Origin of the sequence: Paenibacillus sp. 1001270B_150601_E10 (assembly GCF_015558675.1) — a bacterium.
Classification (GTDB): Bacteria; Bacillota; Bacilli; order Paenibacillales; family Paenibacillaceae; genus Paenibacillus_B.
Genome location: NZ_JADMOL010000003.1, coordinates 301,538 through 321,405, shown reverse-complemented (window position 1 = coordinate 321,405; position 19,868 = coordinate 301,538). Strand labels below are relative to the sequence as shown.

General features: G+C 48.6%; 15 protein-coding genes and 1 riboswitch. Of the genes, 11 read left to right on the top strand and 4 right to left on the bottom strand.

The features are described from left to right. Together I2H74_RS24575 and I2H74_RS10030 are read left to right on the top strand one after the other, a co-directional pair. On the top strand, nt 1–340 hold a 340-nt coding region (locus tag I2H74_RS24575), incomplete at its 5' end, for a polysaccharide deacetylase family protein (protein WP_229106540.1). Nucleotides 341–571: 231 nt separating this feature from the next. Next, the gene (locus tag I2H74_RS10030) at nt 572–1,279 is read left to right on the top strand and encodes an ATP-binding protein (RefSeq protein ID WP_195573820.1); all 708 of its coding nucleotides are present in this window, start codon (nt 572–574) and stop codon (nt 1,277–1,279) included. 182 nt (nt 1,280–1,461) lie between these two features. Here I2H74_RS10030 and I2H74_RS10025 read toward each other — a convergent pair whose 3' ends face one another. Both I2H74_RS10025 and ade read right to left on the bottom strand, forming a co-directional pair. Then, nucleotides 1,462–3,612 carry a YhgE/Pip domain-containing protein gene (locus tag I2H74_RS10025; protein WP_195573819.1) on the bottom strand — a complete coding sequence of 717 codons (2,151 nt, stop codon included), beginning with the start codon at nt 3,610–3,612 and terminating at the stop codon, nt 1,462–1,464. Nucleotides 3,613–4,007: 395 nt separating this feature from the next. Further along, nucleotides 4,008–5,789: an adenine deaminase gene (gene ade, locus I2H74_RS10020; RefSeq protein WP_195573818.1), complete on the bottom strand. Its 1,782-nt coding sequence runs from the start codon at nt 5,787–5,789 to the stop codon at nt 4,008–4,010. 156 nt (nt 5,790–5,945) lie between these two features. Next, nucleotides 5,946–6,047: riboswitch (purine riboswitch) on the bottom strand. A 160-nt stretch (nt 6,048–6,207) separates the two neighbouring features. Here ade and I2H74_RS10015 point away from each other — a divergent pair. From I2H74_RS10015 to I2H74_RS10005, 3 genes are all read left to right on the top strand, one after another. Further along, nucleotides 6,208–7,029 carry a sulfite exporter TauE/SafE family protein gene (locus I2H74_RS10015; RefSeq protein ID WP_195573817.1) on the top strand — a complete coding sequence of 274 codons (822 nt, stop codon included), beginning with the start codon at nt 6,208–6,210 and terminating at the stop codon, nt 7,027–7,029. Next, nucleotides 7,026–7,379 (top strand): DUF1634 domain-containing protein, encoded by a 354-nt coding sequence (locus I2H74_RS10010; protein ID WP_195573816.1) that lies wholly within the window; start codon nt 7,026–7,028, stop codon nt 7,377–7,379. The genes I2H74_RS10015 and I2H74_RS10010 overlap by 4 nt, the downstream gene beginning before the upstream one ends. A 338-nt stretch (nt 7,380–7,717) precedes the next feature. Further along, nucleotides 7,718–8,959 (top strand): stalk domain-containing protein, encoded by a 1,242-nt coding sequence (locus I2H74_RS10005; RefSeq protein WP_195573815.1) that lies wholly within the window; start codon nt 7,718–7,720, stop codon nt 8,957–8,959. 146 nt (nt 8,960–9,105) lie between these two features. Here I2H74_RS10005 and I2H74_RS10000 read toward each other — a convergent pair whose 3' ends face one another. Continuing rightward, the gene (locus I2H74_RS10000) at nt 9,106–9,990 is read right to left on the bottom strand and encodes a TetR/AcrR family transcriptional regulator (RefSeq protein WP_195573814.1); all 885 of its coding nucleotides are present in this window, start codon (nt 9,988–9,990) and stop codon (nt 9,106–9,108) included. Between the two features lie 323 nt (nt 9,991–10,313). Between I2H74_RS10000 and I2H74_RS09995 the strand changes: the two genes are divergently transcribed. Then, complete coding sequence (locus I2H74_RS09995; RefSeq protein WP_195573813.1) at nt 10,314–13,538, top strand: efflux RND transporter permease subunit; 3,225 nt, start codon at nt 10,314–10,316, stop codon at nt 13,536–13,538. A gap of 70 nt (nt 13,539–13,608) precedes the next feature. On the opposite strand, the gene I2H74_RS09990 is transcribed toward I2H74_RS09995, so the two are convergent. Then, complete coding sequence (locus I2H74_RS09990) at nt 13,609–14,043, bottom strand: Rrf2 family transcriptional regulator (RefSeq protein WP_195573812.1); 435 nt, start codon at nt 14,041–14,043, stop codon at nt 13,609–13,611. A 233-nt stretch (nt 14,044–14,276) separates the two neighbouring features. Here I2H74_RS09990 and I2H74_RS09985 point away from each other — a divergent pair, with 233 nt between their 5' ends. The 5 genes from I2H74_RS09985 (at nt 14,277) to I2H74_RS09965 (ending at nt 19,811) form a co-directional block, all read left to right on the top strand. Then, a complete protein-coding gene (locus tag I2H74_RS09985) occupies nt 14,277–15,569 on the top strand; it encodes an NCS2 family permease (RefSeq protein ID WP_195573811.1) in 1,293 nt (430 codons plus the stop codon). 192 nt (nt 15,570–15,761) lie between these two features. Next, nucleotides 15,762–17,195, top strand: coding sequence for an amino acid permease (locus tag I2H74_RS09980; protein ID WP_195573810.1), 1,434 nt, complete (start codon nt 15,762–15,764; stop codon nt 17,193–17,195). Between the two features lie 340 nt (nt 17,196–17,535). Next, complete coding sequence (locus I2H74_RS09975; RefSeq protein ID WP_195573809.1) at nt 17,536–18,303, top strand: DUF2087 domain-containing protein; 768 nt, start codon at nt 17,536–17,538, stop codon at nt 18,301–18,303. Between the two features lie 16 nt (nt 18,304–18,319). After that, complete coding sequence (locus tag I2H74_RS09970; protein ID WP_195573808.1) at nt 18,320–18,703, top strand: GIY-YIG nuclease family protein; 384 nt, start codon at nt 18,320–18,322, stop codon at nt 18,701–18,703. Nucleotides 18,704–18,896: 193 nt separating this feature from the next. Then, nucleotides 18,897–19,811, top strand: a complete 915-nt coding sequence (locus tag I2H74_RS09965; RefSeq protein WP_195573807.1) for a prenyltransferase — start codon at nt 18,897–18,899, stop codon at nt 19,809–19,811. The last annotated feature ends 57 nt before the right edge of the window (nt 19,812–19,868 follow it).

The following is a 19,868-nucleotide window of genomic DNA, read 5'->3' as shown; positions in this document are numbered from 1 at the left end:
GCAGCAGACAATTAAGGATATTACCGGTCAAACGATGACGATTATTCGCCCGCCTTATGGCAACGTAAGCGAAGAGCAAGTAAAGTGGCTGGCCAGCCAGGGATTGTTAATCGTCAACTGGAACGTGGATTCGCTGGATTGGAAAGGTCTCAACGCCGATCAAGTGGTCTCCAATGTCATGAGTCATATCGGATCCGGATCGATCGTGCTTCAGCATGGAGCTGGCGGAACAGGTGAGGATCTGACAGGTACCGTGGAGGCGTTACCTCGCATGATCAAGCAGCTGAGAGATCAAGGCATTGAGCTGGTTACCATTCCTGAGCTTTTGGGACGAAAGTAAGACGCAGCCTAATTTACCATTCTGCTGGTCGTAAGGAGCATTAGGCTGTATTGCTCGGGATTGGAGGAGTGGAGCCTAACACATTATAAACAAGCAAAGGAATGCTGTTGCAGGATCAGGTTAGAAATGATCGACTGCAGAGCATTCCTTTTTGCTTGTCTGCTGGTGATGATATAATGGCTCCTAGCATTGTGAATCGTGACGCTAACTTGTAAGGAGAGAAATCATCATATGGAACCTAGAAAACACCAGCATGCCAAAAAGCGTGTCATGATTGCGACCTCAGGCGGAAAGGATGCTACGCTTGCCTTGTATCGCTTGCGGCATGATGAAGCCTATCGGGATCAGTATGAGGCTGTAGGGTTAATGACAACCTTTAATGCCAATACGCATCGATCAACGGCTCATGGCATTCGACTTGAGGTCATGCAGGCACAAGCGAAGGCACTTCGGCTCCCGCTAGAGGTCATTTGGCTGTACCAGCCGAGAGGGCATTCTTATGCTGACTACGATCGCCAGGTGGGCAAGTGCTACTCGCGCTTGAAGGAGCAGGGGATTGATTGTGTGATGTACGGAGACATCCATCTGGAGGATGTAAAGAGCTACAGAGACCAACTAAATGAGAAGTACGGAGTTACCGGTATTTACCCACTCTGGGGCGACCATCCAGAGCATATTCTGGAGCAATTCTTGGATCTTGGGTATCGCACCGTCATTGTTGCTGTAGATACGACAAGGCTTGATGCTTCGTATTTGGGACAGGAGATCACAAGCGAGCTGCTTGATACGCTTCCCCCTCAGGTAGATCGCTGTGCGGAGTATGGCGAATTCCATACCTTCTGTATGGATGGCCCGATGTTCACGGAGAGTGTGCAGCTTACAAAGGGTAAAGTAACGTCTGACGGACGCAATTGCTATGTCGACTTGATGCTGTCATAACAATATTAACAAGGGCAGTCGCTTAGAGGTATGAGATGTGCGCTTGCTCAGTTGCCTATGGTCGTTCCGCTAGTAACCGAGCATATCCATGTCCTTTGAATGCGCCTCGCGACAGCGTGCTGCCCTTATTAAAGAGTTAAGTTTGTTATATATGGTTTTTTCTCTTACTGCCATAAGTGTTGCTAATGAATAATATGACTTTCGCGCGCCCGCTTAACCAATTTGGCCGACCCTCGGTTGATCGGCGATTTGAGAACAAGTCCAAGCAGCATCGCAAGCGCAGCAAAGATGAAGAGCCTTAGAAGATCGCGATAAACAATATCCCACAGCATGCCGCCTGTCGCCTCGCGGAGCAGGCTAATGGAATAGCTGAACGGCAGAAAGGGATATAGTCTTTGAAAAAAGGCAGGGAGCAGTTGAATCGGAAAGGTTCCTCCTGAGCCTGCCACCTGGAGCACAAGCATCACGATGGCAATGGCTTTCCCTACGTTGCCGAACACGGAGACGAGTGAATACACGATCAGCATAAAAACAGCGCTGCTGTATAGGCCGAACAGGACGAACCACAGCTTGTCTACGGCAAAGGTGCGCAGGATATACAAATCTCCTAATGTACAGAACAGAGTCTGGAGAAGAGCGCAGGTTAAAAAAGTGAAGTAGCGCCCAAAGTACACCTCGTGATCCTTGTACGATACGCCTTCCTCATGAACATCTACCGTCAATAGCGAGACAAGCAATAAAGCCCCTACCCATAAAGACAGGATCGTATAAAAAGGCGTCATCGCTGACCCGTAGTTTGGAATGGGATACAGCTTCTTTTCCTTTAGCTGAACAGGCTCGGCAAAAAACTGGCTTTCCTTCTGCACATCGTGCAGCAGCAGATCGAGAACCTCGTTGATATTCCCCTTGCTTTCCAGATCCCTGATATCATTAGCGATCTTGTGGATCTTCTGCTGAATGGTGGGCAGCTCCGTTTGAATCTGGCGAAGCTCCTTGCCTGCAATCGGCGTCACCTTGGAGGCGTCCTCCAATAGCTTGTTTACATCAGGAAGATCCTGCAGTCCTGTATTCAATACCTGTGTGACCTGATCTGCGGTATGCTTGGCTTTAGCAAGCTTATCCTGCACCGCTGGGACGATATCGGCATCGAATCGATCGGCAAGCTCACCTGCAATCGAAGCCGTCTCTACAGCGGATGCGTCCAGCCGATCAAGCAAATCCTGTGCCGCACCCTCTCCATTCTTGAGCGCACTGCGAAGTGTCCCTATGATAGACATCTGATTGTTGAACCGCTTCTGAATGGCGGTCAATCGCTCGAGCTTACGATTGAGAAGTCCAGCAGGCAGGAACGCCTGAAGCTTCTGATGCCATGCGATCAATCGGTCCGTGATCGTTGAAGCGACTGCAAGCCTCTGCTCCGTTCGGCTCAGCAGTGCAATGCCTGCAGAAGGCTCCTGCGCAGCTGATTGTAGCGCAGCGGCAGTTTGATGCACCGAATCCGCAATTGTTGATACATTGGCAAGGTCCTGCTTCACAAGCGGCGCCATGCTGAGGAGTCCACTTTCCCCATAGCCCAGCACATTCGATACTTTTGACGCAACGTCTTTCCCTTTTTGAGCAACGTCAGCCACGATCGGAAGGCTTTTTTTTGCATCTGCGATCATTTTGCCCGCTTTCTCGACATCGACGAGGGTCACCTGTACCGATTGGCTTAACTCTGGAAAGTGCTGATCAAGCTTAAGAATCAGATCTCTCACTTTTATGATGGAGGGGAGATTCTGCTCGATCTCAAGGCCAATAGCATGAAAGATGTTAAAGATGGTGCCATTCGCAGTCTCCACAAACTGGGAGCTAACCTGCTGAATGATGGTCGTCGCACCTTTGTCTGTAATTTTAGGTGCAATGGCATTGATTTTTTCATTAACAACATAGACAATAATGGCCTTCTGGGGATTGGCCGATAAGATTGTTCCGATTCGAGCAGACATATCCTTTGGAATGAGGATGCTGGCATAGTAATCGCCATGCTTTACGCCTCGCATTGCTTCTTCTTCATCAACGAAGGTCCAGCCAAGGTCATGGTTGTCTTTCAAAGCGTCAATAATCTCTTTCCCTACATTAATGGGCTGGTCCATCAGTGTTGTGCCTGCATCTTGATTCACAACGGCGATCTGTATTCCTTTTGTATTGGAGTATGGATCCCATGAGGCTACGATGTTGAACCAAGCATATAAAGAGGGGAGCACGATAAGACCGCCAATAATGACGGCTGCCGGGAAGTTGGTCATAATTCTCTTCAGATCGGTTCGATAAATGTTCCATATATTCTTCATGCTGCTCCCCCTCGAGTTCTGCGTTGGACAAGGTATGAATGTATGCTCCGTTTAGCATGTGTGAAAGAGACTTAATTCATACGAGAGCAGTGCCAGTTTGTATAGAGCTTGGATGGAATGAACGTTGGAGCGCAAAATAGGTGATAACTTGTGGACAAGATCGGTAGAGCAGGGCAATATCTCATTATCCACATGTGAATAATATATTTTAAATCAAAAAGAAGGCTATTATTCGATTTGAGGTGTTCATAACGAGGATAACTCTGTGAATAGTGGATAGGTCGTGAATAAGGTGAACATAAAAACCGCAAAGACGATGGTTATCCCACGCCGTTTGCGGTTATGTGTATATGCCTGTTCATTTATCATCGATTCGAAACAGGATAGTGGGCGAATTATTTCTTTTCTCCTTCTTCAACTTGAAGCGGAATATGAGAGAACGTGCTGAAGTCGAATAGCCCCATGTCCGTGAGCTTCAGCTCTGGGATAACGGGCAGGCACAAGAAGGATAACGTTACGAATGGATGAAACGCCTCGGAAACGCCAATCTCCTTCAAGGCTTGATGCAGCTTGTCCAACTGCTCAAGCACACGTTCATATCGCTCGGCAGATAGAAGGCCGGATATGGTAAGGTTGACCGTTGCGAGCAGCTTGCCGCCACATGCAATGGCAAGACCTCCTCCTGATTGCTTCAAGGCCTCGATCGCCACCAGCATATCTTCATCATTCGTCCCTGCGACGACAAGATTATGCGAATCATGGGCAACTGTCGAAGCAATGGCGCCACGCTTCATCCCGAATCCATGAACAATGCCGAGACCGATATGATTGGTGTGATGATGACGCTCAAGCACCGCCATTTTTAATAGGTCAGAGGACAGAGATGGTACAAAGCGTTCATGCTCTACCTGTACCCATTCAAGCTGATGCTTGGTGATTAAGCTGTTCGGAATGATTCCAATCACGTGGCAGCATGCTTCAACAATTCCGTTCCCGCGATGTTCCCCTTTTAACGGAATATGAAGATCGGAAGCTTCAAGATGTGGAAGTACTACAGATTGAAGCAGCTCCTTCGGCGGTGCAACAATATGGAGCTCTGGCCCTACATACTTGCCATCCTCTGCAATCAATTCACCCAAGCGATACACTTGGCGAACATGAAGCTGCTCCAAGTCGTCCAGCAGAAGCAGATCAGCATCATAGCCTGGGGCTACCGCGCCCTTATGCTTCATGCCAAAGCATTCTGCTGCATTCAAGGATGCCATCTGAATGGCCATCAGCGGATCGAGTCCTTCTGCAACCGCCAGTCGAACGTTGTGGTCCACGCTGCCCTCATCAAGCAGCTCATCCAAGTGCTTGTCATCGGTACAGAACATGCAGCGACGTGCATTGTGAGGGGTAACGGCTGGCAGCAAGGCTTTGACATCCTTCGCGACAGACCCCTCGCGCAGCATAAGATACATGCCTCTTCGTAGTCGTTCCTTTGCTTCCTCCGCATTCACGCATTCATGGTCCGTTACGATTCCAGCCGTGCGATACACATTAATAGCTTCTCCGTCCAGTCCAGCACCGTGGCCGTCAATCTGCCCACGATGAAGCGAGGCATCAACAAGCTTGTTCATCATATCGTCCTCTCCATTTGCAACGGATGGATAGTCCATGACCTCTGCTAGGCCAAGCACGCGAGGATGGTTGTAAAAAGGCTTAAGCTTATCTGCCCCGAGCACCGCACCTGCATGCTCAAAAGGCGTAGCCGGCACGCAGGAAGGAAGCATGACGCGCACATCAAGAGGCAGTTCCTCTGATGCATCGAGCATATATTGAATGCCCCGTTCGCCGCTTACATTGGCAATCTCATGGGGATCCGTAATTACAGTCGTGACGCCATGCGGCAGTACCGCTCTAGCGAATTCTGCTGGAGTGACCATGGAAGACTCAATGTGGACATGGGCATCTATGAAGGCAGGGGCCAAATATTTGCCGCCCGCATCGATTATCTGTTCTCCCTCATAAGATCCGATCCCTACGATACGTCCATCTGTAATCGCGACATCGCCTGACAGGATCTCTAGATTAAAGACGTCAACGATCTTGGCGTTGCGAATAACCAGCTCAGCAGCTTGACGCTTGCTTGCTGCGCGAATGGCACGTTCCAGTTGTTCTTTGTTTGATCTCATGATGATGTTCCTCTCCCCTTTTGTTCATGTTCAATGATTAGCTTTTGTACCGTGTCGGCTACCTAAACGAAAAGCTCTGGCACGACGGCCAGAGCTTGACTGAGCAGGACTAAAGGGTATAGGAAAAGAGGTGCAATTCACAAGGCACCTTCTTTCTAGCTTCTAATCCACACTCGTAGTCAAACTATTTACGGTAGTTTGGTAGAGACGTTCGGACCTTATTTCCGAGTATATACGAGATGTTATGCAATTGGTGTTTTACACATCTTAACGAGGCCGTACATGCAAGTCAATGGGATTAATACCCACCTGCTTCGGGCTCGGGACAGGCCAGGCATATTTCCTCTCCAACTTGGCATCTTAAGGAACAAAGATTGCTTAAGAGAAGGGGGAAGTGCGTGTGGTCAGCTTTACATTCATGATCCTGCTCATATCTGTTGTGGCCGGTGTAGTAGGGGCGGTGCTGGGCCTTGGCGGAGGCATTATCGTAACCCCCGCATTGACGCTGCTGTTCGGCCTTGATATCAAGTACGCAATCGGCTCTAGCATTATATCGGTTATTGCGACGTCCAGTGGAGCGGCTATAGCCTATTTAAGAGATCATCTGACCAATATTCGGGTAGCGATGTTTCTTGAGCTTGGCACAACCCTGGGTGCGGTGACGGGGGCTTTTGTCGGAGGTTTTCTTTCTGCAAAGGCGCTATACATTATTTTTGGTCTGCTGCTCTTGTATTCTTCCCTTAATATGCTGAAAAAGGTGAACACCGAGCTGCCGACGAATGTGAAGCCTCATCCGATGGCGGAGAAGCTTCGCTTGAACGGCTCCTACTATGACAAGGCACTGGACAAGCAGGTCTCGTATCAGGTATCCAACGTGTATGCAGGCCTTAGCGTCATGTATGGGGCAGGCGTGATGTCTGGTCTCCTTGGTATCGGGAGCGGAAGCTTCAAAGTCATGGCGATGGATATGTTCATGAAGATGCCGCTTAAAGTGTCCAGCGCAACCAGCAATTTCATGATGGGCGTAACGGCAGCGGCAAGCGCAGGGCTGTTTTTCGTAAGAGGGGATATCGATCCGAAGATTGCAGCTCCCGTTGCGGTGGGTGTATTGATCGGCGCGACCTTAGGGGCACGGCTGATGCAGCGACTCAAGAGCAGGACGATCCGCCGCCTGTTTATTCCGATCCTTCTCTATATCGCCATCCAAATGATATGGCAGGGATGGGGGTACAAAGGATGAAAGGCATTGAGGATGTAGAGCTGCTTGTCAGTAAAGTCATCCGAGTGAGCGTGCTGATTAGCAGTGGGGGTATTGTATGTGGGCTTATTCTATTTGTCATAACGGGCCAAAGTGGATATCCGGGAGACATGTATCCGACCACGTTGAGCACGGTTGTTCGCGGCGTGCTTCAATTGAAGCCCTATGGGGTCATGGCAGCGGGTCTATTGCTGCTCATCCTAACTCCAGTCATTCGTGTAGCGGTATCGATCCTTGTGTTCATAAAGGAGAAGGATTGGCTGTATATCGCGATTACCGCAGCGGTCTTTGTTATTCTAATCGTCAGCTTCATTCTAGGAGAAGTAAGCTGATGCTTTTTATGAAAATACATAAACATATCTGCAAAGCCGTATGCCGCTTATGATACAGTCCTGTTCTTAGACAGGGCTTTTTTTGTTTGGCAGATGCCCTTACGATCAGTGCATCATACTTGCTTGAGGAAGGAGGATGTCATTCCCTTATTCTTCAATATAATGGATCGGGTCTAAATGAATCTTTGCTGCAACAATTCATAACGGGATCTCGTTTAGGGAAGAGACAAACATAAAACAATGGCTTCATTGCTGCAAGAACAACAGCTTATGATAGCGATACATAGTGTTACATGGAAAGAACGAAAAAGAGACATCAAGAGAGGATGAACGGTGATATGAAGAAATCGGTAGCAACGACATTAGCGATCGTACTAGGATTGATGGGGTCCCAAGCGACTTTTGCTGCTCAAGCACCTGCGCCAACACAAGTACAAGCTGTAAACGTACTGAATAAGGCAGCAGGTTCAATCGATGTGAATGGCAAGCAAGTCAAAGGTGTATTTACACTTGAAGGTCATCATGTAATGCTTCCTGTTCGCTCTGTTATGGAGGAGCTTGGTTATAAGCTCAAGTGGAACAAGGAGAGCAAGTCCGTTGAGATGATAAAGGAAAACCAAACAATTACCGTAAAGGCAAAGGAAGATCGTTATACACTGAATAAAATGATTAGAGAGCTAGGCAAGGCTCCTGTCTTGAAGGACAATGAAATGTATGTGCCTTCTACCTTTCTGACAGATCTTGTTGGGGTTAACGCGGATGTTGCGAACGGCAAGCTGTCGATTACAAGCCAATCCAACCAAGAGACGGAAAAGCCTCAAGATGGGGAGCAGCATTACGTCATTACCGTTAACCATAAAGGACTTGGTACAGGAGATTGGTTGGGAGTAGCAGCTGAGGAGCATATCTGGGTGCCGATTCAACCCATCGCTGAAGCGCTTGGCTATCAAACAGTAGATGATGAGGCTGCCGACCTTGTTCTACGTCAGGGTGTACGTACGGTATTAGTGAATGAAGGCGAGAAGACAGCAGGCGTGAACCGCATGATCGTGAACATGGAGGCAGCTCCTAAAATGATCGGCAATGCCCTATACGTCAATCTTGAGGATTTGGGCCCATTGTTCAATGTGAAGACAGGTGTGGATGTAACGGGAGTAATTGGTGTTGTGAGTGAAGACAACGCGTCTCTAGAGAAGCCGGAAACAGATACTCCGCAGGACGGAGCATTGCATTACGTGCTTGTCGTGAATAACGACGGCATCGATCCACGCGAGGCCAATGTATATGAAGCCCACGACACGGTAATGGTGCCTGCTCAAATGATCGGCGAGGCGCTTGGATATAACGTTGTCGAAGATGAGCATTATGATCTTGTGCTTCGCCAAGGCGCACGCACCATTACTTTGCAAGCAGGGAAGCAGGAAGCGGGCGTGAACCGCATGCTCGTGAACTTAAAGACCGCTCCTGAGCAAAAGGACCATAAGCTCTATGTGGGCATGGATGCTCTCCAAGAATTGTTCGGCGCTAAGGTAACCATGGATGTGACAGGTGTCATCAACATTCATGTTGAGAATAAGTAATCGGCATTACTGCCTCTAGTAAAGAAATAAATAGCAATCGATTGAGTTGGAGATTTATCGTGAAAGGGCGTGTGCCTGCTCCATCCTCATAAAAAAAGCGTCTGTGGGAGCACAGGCGCTTTTTGAGCTTCATCAAAAGTTAGGGTTCATTGCATCCTGAACTGCTTCCGGATGCGCTTTAGGATATCGGCATACTGCGGCTTATCGGAAAGATTATGAAGCATGCCCTCGATCAGCGGGATACGAGGCTGCTCGGCCTTCAGCTCTTCAGCCAGAATTTCCAGTGTAACACGTTCGTGTTCTTGATCTATGTTGCCGGTTAACGCTGCAAGAAGCTCTTGCAGCGCTTTAATAAGAGTGCTGAGACTATTCTCGTCGGAGCCATCCTTCTCACCCATGGTAGGGATGCACATGAACGCAGCAAGCTGATCGTCTTGCAGCAGCGGCTCCTCTTGAGACTGTTCAAGACCAGCTACAAGATCGTCCAAGCGATTCAGCGTATACTGAGCGACTGTGCGCGCATTCAAAGCCAGTTGTCCTAGAATCATCATCTGAAGAAAGGCTTGGATGATGCCCTGGAGCATAACGAGCAGGTCTGCGTGATAATGCTGCACGCGATCGCCATACAGCTTTTTCAGATGCTTATCAAAAAATTCGCAGTTTTCCCGGCGAATGAGCTCCATCATATCCGCCATGTCCTCGTTGTATGGCAGTGCATTTTCACGGATATGCATGATGATGAATTCCTTGTGCTTGGTAATCTCCTCATATTGTGATTGCAGCTGAAGAATAAACGTTTCTCTTGGATCTCGATCCTTGCTTTCAAGAGACTCGATATGGCTTTGAATCTCAGTGTAGTAGTGCTTGAATATAGCAAGCAGCAGCGCTTCCTTGGATTCAAAATACAAATAAAAAGCACCTTTAGAAATGCCGCTTTCACTTGCAATTTCTTGAATGGACGTTGACGTAACACCTTTAGTCGCGAATAGCTTCATGGCCTGCTCAATGATTGTGCGCTGCTTGTCCTTCATATCGGTATCCCCCTAGATATGAGATCGGTTGAACGAAGAAGGGACCAACAGGCTGCACACACGCGGTATGGTAGATCCAGAAGGCGGAGCCTGGTAAAGCTCCAGTGTGGCCATCACTCGTTCAAGCGATTTTTCTCTTTATTTATTCCTCCATTATACTTCATTTGCACGAAGGACAAGGAAGAGACAATGTCGTCAAATAATTGTGACATTATTCATTGACGGTGTTGTTGACGCCGGTTGGGCGTATCAGGTATATTATGGATTGTTATGACTGGTCAGTCAATGACCAGTTGGATAGGAGATTAAGGAGGAGAGAAGCGTTGAATGGACTCATTCGTTTTACATTGAATAACAAATTTGCGGTATGGCTCATGACCATCATTGTCACAGCTGCTGGTATCTATTCGGGCTTGAACATGAAGATGGAGACATTGCCGGACATTACGACACCGCTCGTAACCGTAACAACGGTATATCCGGGTGCGACACCACAAGAGGTTGCCGATCAGGTGACGAAGCCGATCGAACAGAAGGTGCAGAATCTATCAGGCGTGAATGTGGTGAGTTCTTCTTCCTTCCAGAATGCCTCCCAGATTCAGATCGAATATGATTTTGAGACCGATATGGATAAAGCTGTTGATGAGGTGAAGGAGGTTCTGGCAGACGAAAGCTTCCCAGAAGGCGTTCAAAGCCCTCAAGTATCTCGATTAAGCTTCAATGCCTTCCCAGTCATGACCTATGGCATTTCTGATGAGAAGCAATCGCTCGCTTCCTTAACGAAGCAAGTGAATGATGAGATTTTGCCGAAGTTTGAAGGCTTGGACGGCGTAGCGCAGGTTCAGATTACTGGGCAGCATGTCCAAGAGGTGCAGCTTGCCTTTGATGAGGCGAAGCTGAAGCAGTACGGCTTGACGCAAGATACGGTACAGGGAATCATTAAAGGCTCGGATCTTAAGTTCCCGTTAGGATTATATACTTTTGGCGACACGGAGCAATCCGTTCTTGTGGATGGCAAGCTGACATCGATTGATGCGTTGAAATCGTTGCAGATCCCGTATACGCCTACGCTTCCGCAAGGAGCAGCGGGCGCCTCAATGGGTGCTCCCGATGGGGCAAACAGCCCTGGTGCCATGGCACAGGGAGGCGGCAGCGCCGGAATGACGCCGGGAGCAGGCGCAGAAGGTGCAGCAGGCCAAGGACAAGGCGGGGCAGCGATTCCGCCAGGCGCCTCCATTCAATTGCCAACGGTCAAGCTTGGCGAGCTGGCAAAGATTGAGGTCATTGGCAAGGCTGAGTCGATCTCGCGTACCAACGGCAAAGATGCGATCAGCCTTCAAATCATAAAAGCAGCGGATGCCAATACCGTTGAAGTCGTGCAGGCAGCGAAGGATCTGGCGGGCGAGTTCGAGAGCCGTTATCCGGATATTCGCTTCGTCTCTACTTTTGACCAAGGGGAGCCGATCGAAGAGTCGGTTCAAACGATGCTTAGCAAGGCGATCTTCGGAGCTGTGTTTGCGATGGTTATCATCATGCTGTTCCTACGCAACCTGCGCATGACGCTGATCTCAGTCGTGTCCATTCCGTTATCTTTGATTATTGGCGTACTTGTGCTTAAGCAATTCGATATCACGCTTAATATTATGACTCTGGGTGCTATGACGGTGGCGATCGGCCGAGTTGTCGATGATTCCATCGTCGTCGTTGAGAACATCTATCGCCGCTTATCCATGAAGAAGGAATCCTTGAAAGGGATGGATCTTATACGGGAAGCGACGAAGGAAATGTTCCTTCCGATCATGTCCTCCACGATTGTTACCATTGCGGTATTCCTTCCGCTAGGTCTGGTCAAGGGCATGGTAGGGGAGATGTTCTTGCCGTTTGCGCTCACGATTGTGTTCTCGTTGCTTGCTTCCCTGCTCGTGGCGATTACGATTGTGCCCATGATGGCACATTCGCTGTTCAAGAAGGGAATCGCATCGAAGCATATGCATCATGATGACAACCCAACGCGATTAGGAAAAATATATAAACGTCTCTTGGAGTGGTGCTTAAATCATAAAGCAGTCACTTCCTTGATCGCGGTTATCCTGCTTGTAGGAAGCTTGTTCCTCGTGCCGCTGGTTGGTGTGAGCTTCCTTCCTTCTGACGAAGAGAAGATGGTCATCGCCTCCTTTAAACCGGCACCGGGACAGACGACAGCCGATGTGGAGAAGATTACGGCTTCTGCGGATGAATTTTTCCGTGGCCGCAAGGATGTGGAGCTGGTCCAGTATTCATTCGGGGGAAGCAATCCGCTAAGCATGGGGCAAAGCAATCAGGCCTTGTTCTTTGTTAAATATAAAGACAGTGCGGAAAATTTCAGTACAGAGAAAGACCAAGTCATTAAGGAGCTTCAAGAGCAGACAGAAAAAGGCGAATGGGGCAGCATGGATATGATGTCTGGCGGCTTTGGCGGAAGCTCGGTTCAGGTTCAAGTATTTGGACAGGACCTAGAGGCGATGAAGCCAGTCGTAGAAGACTTGGAATCTCGTCTAAGCAAGATCGAGGGTCTTAAAAATGTAGAGAGCAGCTTGACGGAAGCGTATGATGAGTACACGCTCAAGATTAATCAAGAGAAGCTCAGCCAATATGGGCTCACAACTGCACAAGTAGGCATGGCGCTCAGCCAGCAGCACAGCCGTCCTGTGCTGACGACGGTGAAGCATGACGGTAAAGAGCTGAATGTGTATGTTCAAGTGGAAGAGCCTACTTACAGCAAGATTGATGACCTGCTTGCACGTACCTTGATGTCGCCGCTTGGGCAGCAGGTGGCCGTAAAGGATGTTGTGGATGTGAACAAGGGGCAAACCTCCGATACCATTACACGTCGCGATGGACGCCTCATGCTGCAAGTTAGCGGTGAAATCACAGAAAGCAATGTTGCTGATGTATCCAAGGTTGTGAACCAGGAGATCGAGAGCATTAAAGTTCCTGCGGGAATGGAGATCTCGATGGGCGGTGTTACGGAGGATATTCAAGAGTCGTTCACGCAGCTTGGCATTGCAATGCTAGCGGCTATCGCCATCGTGTATCTGATTCTCGTGATTACCTTTGGCGGAGGACTTGCGCCATTTGCGATCCTATTCTCCCTGCCATTTACCGTCATTGGAGCGATTGTTGCCCTCTTGATTGCAGGTGAGACAATCAGTATCTCCGCAATGATCGGGGCCTTGATGCTGATCGGTATCGTCGTAACGAATGCGATCGTCTTGATCGACCGCGTTATACACAAGGAGAGCGAGGGCTGGTCCACGCGCGAAGCACTGCTTGAAGCAGGCGCCACTCGCCTTCGTCCGATCCTGATGACGGCGATCGCCACGATTGGCGCATTGATCCCGCTTGCGATTGGAATGGAAGGCAGCGGCCTTATCTCCAAAGGCCTTGGCGTTACGGTTATTGGCGGCCTCACAAGCTCGACGCTGTTGACGCTTGTGATCGTGCCGATCGTCTATGAAAGCTTAATGAAACTTCGCCGAAAAGATAAGCAGCAGAAAGCAGCTGCCTGATTTCTTCAATACAAATAGGGCTTTCTTCTCCATCGTAGGAGAGGAAAGCCCTGTTTTACTTTAATGTAAATTAAGAGAGTGGAGTTCGTTCTCTGAAATCCTCAATAAGCATCTCTATCGTAATCCCGGCCAGCACGCGTTCCATTGCGCTTTGAGCACGGCCTAGGACGCCTTCAAGCACGTTCTGAATATTGGCACCAATCAAGCATTCAGGATTCGGATTCTCGTGCATATGGAACAACTCGCCTTCTCCCACGACTTCAACCGCTTGGTAGACGTCAAGCAGCGTAATGTTGGAAGGCTCCTTCATAAGCGTCGCTCCACCTGTTCCTGCTCGTACTTGAACCATGTTGGCCTTCTTCAGCATTCCTATCAATCTTCGAATGACGACGGGATTCGTATTCACGCTTCCTGCAATCCACTCCGAGGTCTGATGCTCTCCCCGGTTCATTCCCAGCAAACAAAGAATATGGACGGCAACACTGAAGCGGCTGCTGATCTTCATCTCGATCACCTCGTTGCAACAATTATAGTTACAACTCGGTATGAAGTCAATTCTCTTCCATACTATCATTTCGTTTGGGTTATATCGTTACGGGATCTTTACGAGCTGCGAATGAGGCTTAGAGAGTTGCACATAATAAAGGGACATGGCCCTAGAATGTACCAATTAGGCATCATCTCTCATCTGCACCTGACTAGGGAATGAAGCTGATCGAAAGGGGAGAATCCTCTTTTATGCTCGAAAAATGGTTCAAATTAAAAGAGAATGGCACCAATGTGCAAACGGAGATTACCGCAGGCATGACCACTTTTTTCACGATGGTCTATATTGTTATTGTGAATCCTGCGATCTTGTCTGCAGCAGGTGTGCCATTCCAGCAAGTCTTCACGGCGACCATACTCGCTTCCATCATTGGCACGCTAAGCATGGCGCTGTTTGCCAACCATCCCATTGCCATTGCGCCTGGCATGGGAATGAATGCCTACTTTACGTCGGTGGTTGCCGCGCATGGCGTCAGCTATCAGGTCGCTTTCGGTACGGTGTTTCTAGCAGGCGTCCTGTTCTTGCTCCTGACCTTTACAAAGCTTCGGGAGCTGCTCATTGATTCGATTCCGCCTGCTTTGAAATATGGGATTACGGCTGGAATTGGCTTGTTCATCGCCTTCATTGGCCTGAAATATGCAGGGCTCGTCGTTGCCAACGAATCGACGATGGTGACGCTTGGCAACCTGCGTGAGCCGATCACGGTGCTCTCGATCGGCGGACTGCTGTTTACGCTCGTGCTCATGTCTAGAGGCCTGAAGGGGGCGTTGTTTATTGGGATGGCCATCACGGCAATTGTAGGCTATTTCATGGGCCTGCTGAAATTCTCAGGCGTTGTGTCGTGGCCGGCTGCTCCCGTATTCTTTGACCTTGATGTGGCAGGCGTCTTTCAGCATGGGCTGTACACGGTTGTTTTTGCCTTTTTGCTGGTAGCGATTTTTGATACAACAGGAACGATGATCGGCGTAGCGGAACAGGCTGGCATTATGCAGGATGGCAAGCTTCCTCGAGCGAAGCAAGCACTGCTTGCCGATGCGCTTGCAACCACGGCGGGCTCCATGTTGGGGACGACCCCATGCTCCGCCTATGTGGAATCATCTGCTGGCGTGGCTGCAGGAGGGCGCACGGGATTAACGACGCTCGTCATTTCCATCCTGTTCTGCTTGGCGCTCTTCTTCTCGCCGTTGATTGAAGGCATCTCTTCTTTATCTGCGATTACAGCGCCTGCGCTGATCATCGTGGGCTGCTTTATGATGGAGGGTTTGGCACGGGTCCGCTGGAAGCAATTCGATGAAGCCTTCCCTGCGTTCGCCATCATGATCATGATGCCGCTCACGTCAAGCATTGCAACAGGAATCGCCATCGGCTTCATCACGTATCCGCTCTTGAAGCTGTTTAATGGCAAAGGAAACGAGGTTCATCCTATCCTCTATGTGTTCGGCATTCTTTTTGCCATACAGATGGTATTTTTTCCAGCACATTAAAGATAGAACAGGTATTTGAATAAACTGGAACAATTTCCGGAATTGCCAGTAGGCATAGGCAGTGAGGGTTTATTATACTAGTGAAATGTCTATGTGCGTGTTATCACAAGCTAACTGCGCGTATGTCGGACCAAGTGTCGTCATGTGTAAACGCCGCCATAGAGGATTTAAATAAAGGAGAGCTAGAGTTATATGAGTGACAAAGAAGCAAAAAAGCTGCGATGGTATAACATTGCGCTTATGGCATTCGTCTCCGTATGGGGATTCGGTAACGTTGTCAACAACTATGCGAACCAAGGGCTTACGGTTATTACCTCTTGGATCCTTATCATAGCCTTGTACTTCGTTCCTTACGCTTTGATGGTTGGCCAGTTAGGCTCCGCCTTCAAATACGGCAAAGGCGGTGTAAGCAGCTGGATTAAGGAAACGATGGGCAAAGACATTGCCTACATGGCTGCTTGGACTTATTGGGTGGTACATATCCCTTATCTGGCACAGAAGCCGCAGGCCATTCTGATTGCGCTTGGCTGGACATTCACGGGGAATGGGAACTTGACGAAGACCATGAGCACCTTCTGGCTGCAGCTTATTACCCTTGTTATTTTCGTCTTCTTCTTGTGGATTGCCTCAAGAGGGATTACATCCTTGAAGCGTATCGGTACCATTGCCGGGATCAGCGTATTCATTATGTCTTTGCTGTACATCCTGCTTGCTATAACCGCTCCGTCCTTCACAGGAGCAGAAGTTGCTACGCAGAATATTACCTTCAAGACGTTTATTCCGGAGTTTAACTTCGCGTACTTTACGACCTTGTCCATGCTTGTATTTGCAGTAGGAGGGGCGGAAAAGATTTCGCCTTATGTTAACAACACGCTAAACCCAGGAAGAGAGTTCCCGCGCGGTATGATCGTGCTTGCCATTCTCGTATCCGTCTGTGCGCTGCTTGGCTCCTATGCAATGGGCATTATGTTCGATTCGCACAACATTCCTGTTGATTTGAAGATGAACGGTCAATACTATGCCTTCCAGATTCTTGGCGAATATTACGGCCTTGGCAATGTGCTGATGATTGTCTATGCATTGTCTAACACCCTTGCGCAGATCTCTGCGCTTGCCTTCTCGATTGATGCGCCGCTTAAAGTATTGCTTGCGGATGCAGATGAAGCGCATATTCCGAAGTCCTTGCTCAAAACCAATGATAAAGGCACACCGGTTAACGGTTACTGGCTGACATTGATTCTCGTCGGTATTCTCATCATGGTTCCGGCCTTCGGTATTGGTGAGATGAACTCCTTGTTCAACTGGCTGCTTGACTTGAACTCCATCGTGATGCCGCTACGCTATCTGTTCGTGTTCCTTGCATTCATGGCCTTGATGCGTGCGATTGAGAAGTACAAGTCGGAGTATTACTTTATTAAAAACAAAGTGCTCGGGTTCAGCATTGGACTTTGGTGCTTCTTGTTCACGGCGTTTGCTTGTATCATGGGGATGTTCCCGAAAGTCGAAGCATTCACAAGCGAGTGGTATTTCCAGTTGATTCTGAATGTGGTGACTCCATTCATCCTGCTTGGTCTTGGCTTGATTCTGCCGATGCTTGCTAAGCGCAACAAAAGAGCAAATAGCTAACGAATACTTTGGCTGCCGGCGAGCTTTCTGCCGATCAAGCCTAGTGTAGTATCATTGGGGATGCCTTGTGAGGAAACTGCTTTATTCTCATCGCAGGGCATATCTAAATCTTAGACGAATAGCCTTACCGTTGATCTTGAGATCATGTGGTAGGGCTATTTTTTTACCCTAATGCTTCATATCGTCTTAGACGCAACTAACATGGATCGGGCAATAACATCGCGTATTTTTCACCTCATCATTAGAAGACGAGCATGCATGTGGAATCAATTGGGCTTGATATATTTAAAACAACAGTGCATAATGTTTGTATAATAACAAACGAAACGAGTGAACGTTTATGAAAAATGATGTTACGGATCTTTTTCAGCGTGCGACGATAGAGGAACTGAAGCAAGGCCATCTTTACGATCCCGGCACGGAGCAGCATGTCTGTCTTATTTGTGGACAATGCTACGAAGAAGGCGTCATCTATACGTACGGGGAGCCAAGCTTGTTCTACGAAGCCAAGAAGAAGGTGAAGCTTCATATTCAGGTAGAGCATGAATCGATGTTTCATTATTTGATCGGCCTTGATAAAAAGAGAACCGGGCTGTCAGATGTACAGAAGGAGCTGTTGACGCGCTTTTATGCAGGGATTCCGGATGCAGAAATCGTTAGGGAGCTTGGCGGCAGTGCCTCCACCATCCGCAACCATCGATTCACAATGCGTGAGAAGCTCAAGCAGGCGAAGCTGTTTATTGCTTTGATGGAGCTTGTGGAAGAACAGAATCAGCAAGCCCCAAAGCTTGTTCCGATTCCTCAAGCCGCTATTTGTGTAGACGAACGCTACGCGGTAACGGAGGAGGAGAGGGAGAAGATTCTCAAGCAGTATTTTCAAGAGGGTATGAACGGTGCTATTGAGTCTTTTCCGAAAAAGGAAAAGCGCAAGCTTGTCATCCTCCAGCAGCTGCTGAATCGATTTGAGCGCGGCAAAAAGTACAGCGAGAAGGAAATCAATGAGATCCTAAAGTCAGCCTATCATGACTATGTTACGTTAAGGCGCTATTTGATCGAGTATGGGTTTATGGAGCGCAAAGATGACGGAAGCCAATATTGGCTAAGGTAGATAAGGAGATGACGAAATGATGGAGCAACCGGCAAAGACAAAGAAATCTCGTGATGAGCTGAAGATGATGGCTCGCGAGTATGCGAAGACGCATCGTCGTATGGGAATTTATCAGATTGTAAACAAGGAAACAGGGGACTATTTGCTCGGAAGCAGCATGGATGTGGACCAGGTGTGGAATAAGGAGAAGTTCACCCTTGACTTTGGAACGCATATGAATAAGGAGCTGCAGAAGCAGTGGGATCAGTATGGGGAAAGTGCTTTTGAGCTTCAAGTGCTTGAAGAGCTGAAGCCTGATGAGGAATATATTACAGATCAATCCGAGCGCATGAAGTACAAGCGTAGATTGAAGGATCTGCTCGAGAAATGGGAAGAAAAGCTCAACGCATCGCAAGGATAGAGCCGTGGCTATAGGTAGAAACAATACCAAGCAGTGAACGAGGCGATGATACGCTCATCGTATAGGTTCACTGTTTTTATTTTGAGAAAAAAGAGGAAATGAGAAACCATTGACCGATTCAACGTCATATGTCATCTTATATCTATATAGTGACATATGTCACATTTTGTTGTAGAGAGGAGATACGAGTGAAATGGACAAGCTGAAATTATTCGTCAAGGCATCTCGGTTCTATGTCATCCCCGTCATGCTTGTTCCGGTTGTGCTGGGCGCACTTGCAGCTTTTGTCTGGGACGGAGAATTCCACCCGATGCTGCTAGTGATCACAGTAGTAGGTGCGGCTTGCGCCCACTTATTTTCCAATATGATCAACGATATATGGGATTATAAAAATGGTGTCGATGTTGAGGCTAGCGAGGAGGGGCTTGTCACGACGAACTCCGGCATGCTGTCAGATGGTGTAATGCCGATGCGAACTTTTGCAGTGTGGACATGGGTGCTGCTCTTCATCGCTGTATTGAGCGGCGTGCTCCTTAGTGTGCTAAGCGGCTGGTGGGTTATGGCCTTTGTTGTGTCCGGAGGTCTGATTGCCTATTTCTATGTGGCGCCGCCGCTTAAGTATGGCTATCGAGGCAAGGGCTACAGCGAGATCGCGATCTTGTTGGCCTTCGGGGTGCTTCCGATTGCCGGCTCCTATTATGTGCAGACGGGTCATTTCGACTACCGTGCGATCCTGCTGTCACTCCCTGTTGGGATTCTGACGACGCTCTTGCTGTTTAACCATCACTTCCTGCACTGGCAGGCGGATAAGGCTACTGGCAAAAATACGCTCGTCGTCGTATGGGGGGAAGAGCGAGCGCTTCGCTTCTCTCGCATGCTGATGTTCCTGGCTTACGGTACGGTTGTGCTTTGCGTGATCCTTGGCATCCTTCCGGTATATGGACTGCTGTCCCTGATCACAATCATCCCGATCTATCAAGTCTATGGACGCTTGAAGTCAACGAATCCTTCACAGGCTTATATGCCGCTGATGGACGCCTCGCTTAAGGCTTCGATGAGCTGCGGTATTGTGATGATCATCGCGCTCGTTATTCAGGGCAATCTGTAGGGCAGGGGCTTTTTGATTGAACATAAAATCCTACAGGTTACGAAGAATAATGCTGGG

Bases quoted from the DNA above. Each gene is read 5' to 3' on its own strand.
- I2H74_RS09975 (WP_195573809.1), top strand. From the start codon at position 17,536: ATGAAAAATGATGTTACGGATCTTTTTCAGCGTGCGACGATAGAGGAA.
- I2H74_RS09970 (WP_195573808.1), top strand. From the start codon at position 18,320: ATGATGGAGCAACCGGCAAAGACAAAGAAATCTCGTGATGAGCTGAAG.
- I2H74_RS10000 (WP_195573814.1), bottom strand. From the start codon at position 9,990: ATGAAGGACAAGCAGCGCACAATCATTGAGCAGGCCATGAAGCTATTC.
- I2H74_RS09990 (WP_195573812.1), bottom strand. From the start codon at position 14,043: ATGAAGATCAGCAGCCGCTTCAGTGTTGCCGTCCATATTCTTTGTTTG.
- I2H74_RS10010 (WP_195573816.1), top strand. From the start codon at position 7,026: ATGAAAGGCATTGAGGATGTAGAGCTGCTTGTCAGTAAAGTCATCCGA.
- I2H74_RS09965 (WP_195573807.1), top strand. From the start codon at position 18,897: ATGGACAAGCTGAAATTATTCGTCAAGGCATCTCGGTTCTATGTCATC.
- ade (WP_195573818.1), bottom strand. From the start codon at position 5,789: ATGAGATCAAACAAAGAACAACTGGAACGTGCCATTCGCGCAGCAAGC.
- I2H74_RS09985 (WP_195573811.1), top strand. From the start codon at position 14,277: ATGCTCGAAAAATGGTTCAAATTAAAAGAGAATGGCACCAATGTGCAA.
- I2H74_RS10005 (WP_195573815.1), top strand. From the start codon at position 7,718: ATGAAGAAATCGGTAGCAACGACATTAGCGATCGTACTAGGATTGATG.
- I2H74_RS10025 (WP_195573819.1), bottom strand. From the start codon at position 3,612: ATGAAGAATATATGGAACATTTATCGAACCGATCTGAAGAGAATTATG.
- I2H74_RS09980 (WP_195573810.1), top strand. From the start codon at position 15,762: ATGAGTGACAAAGAAGCAAAAAAGCTGCGATGGTATAACATTGCGCTT.
- I2H74_RS10030 (WP_195573820.1), top strand. From the start codon at position 572: ATGGAACCTAGAAAACACCAGCATGCCAAAAAGCGTGTCATGATTGCG.
- I2H74_RS10015 (WP_195573817.1), top strand. From the start codon at position 6,208: ATGATCCTGCTCATATCTGTTGTGGCCGGTGTAGTAGGGGCGGTGCTG.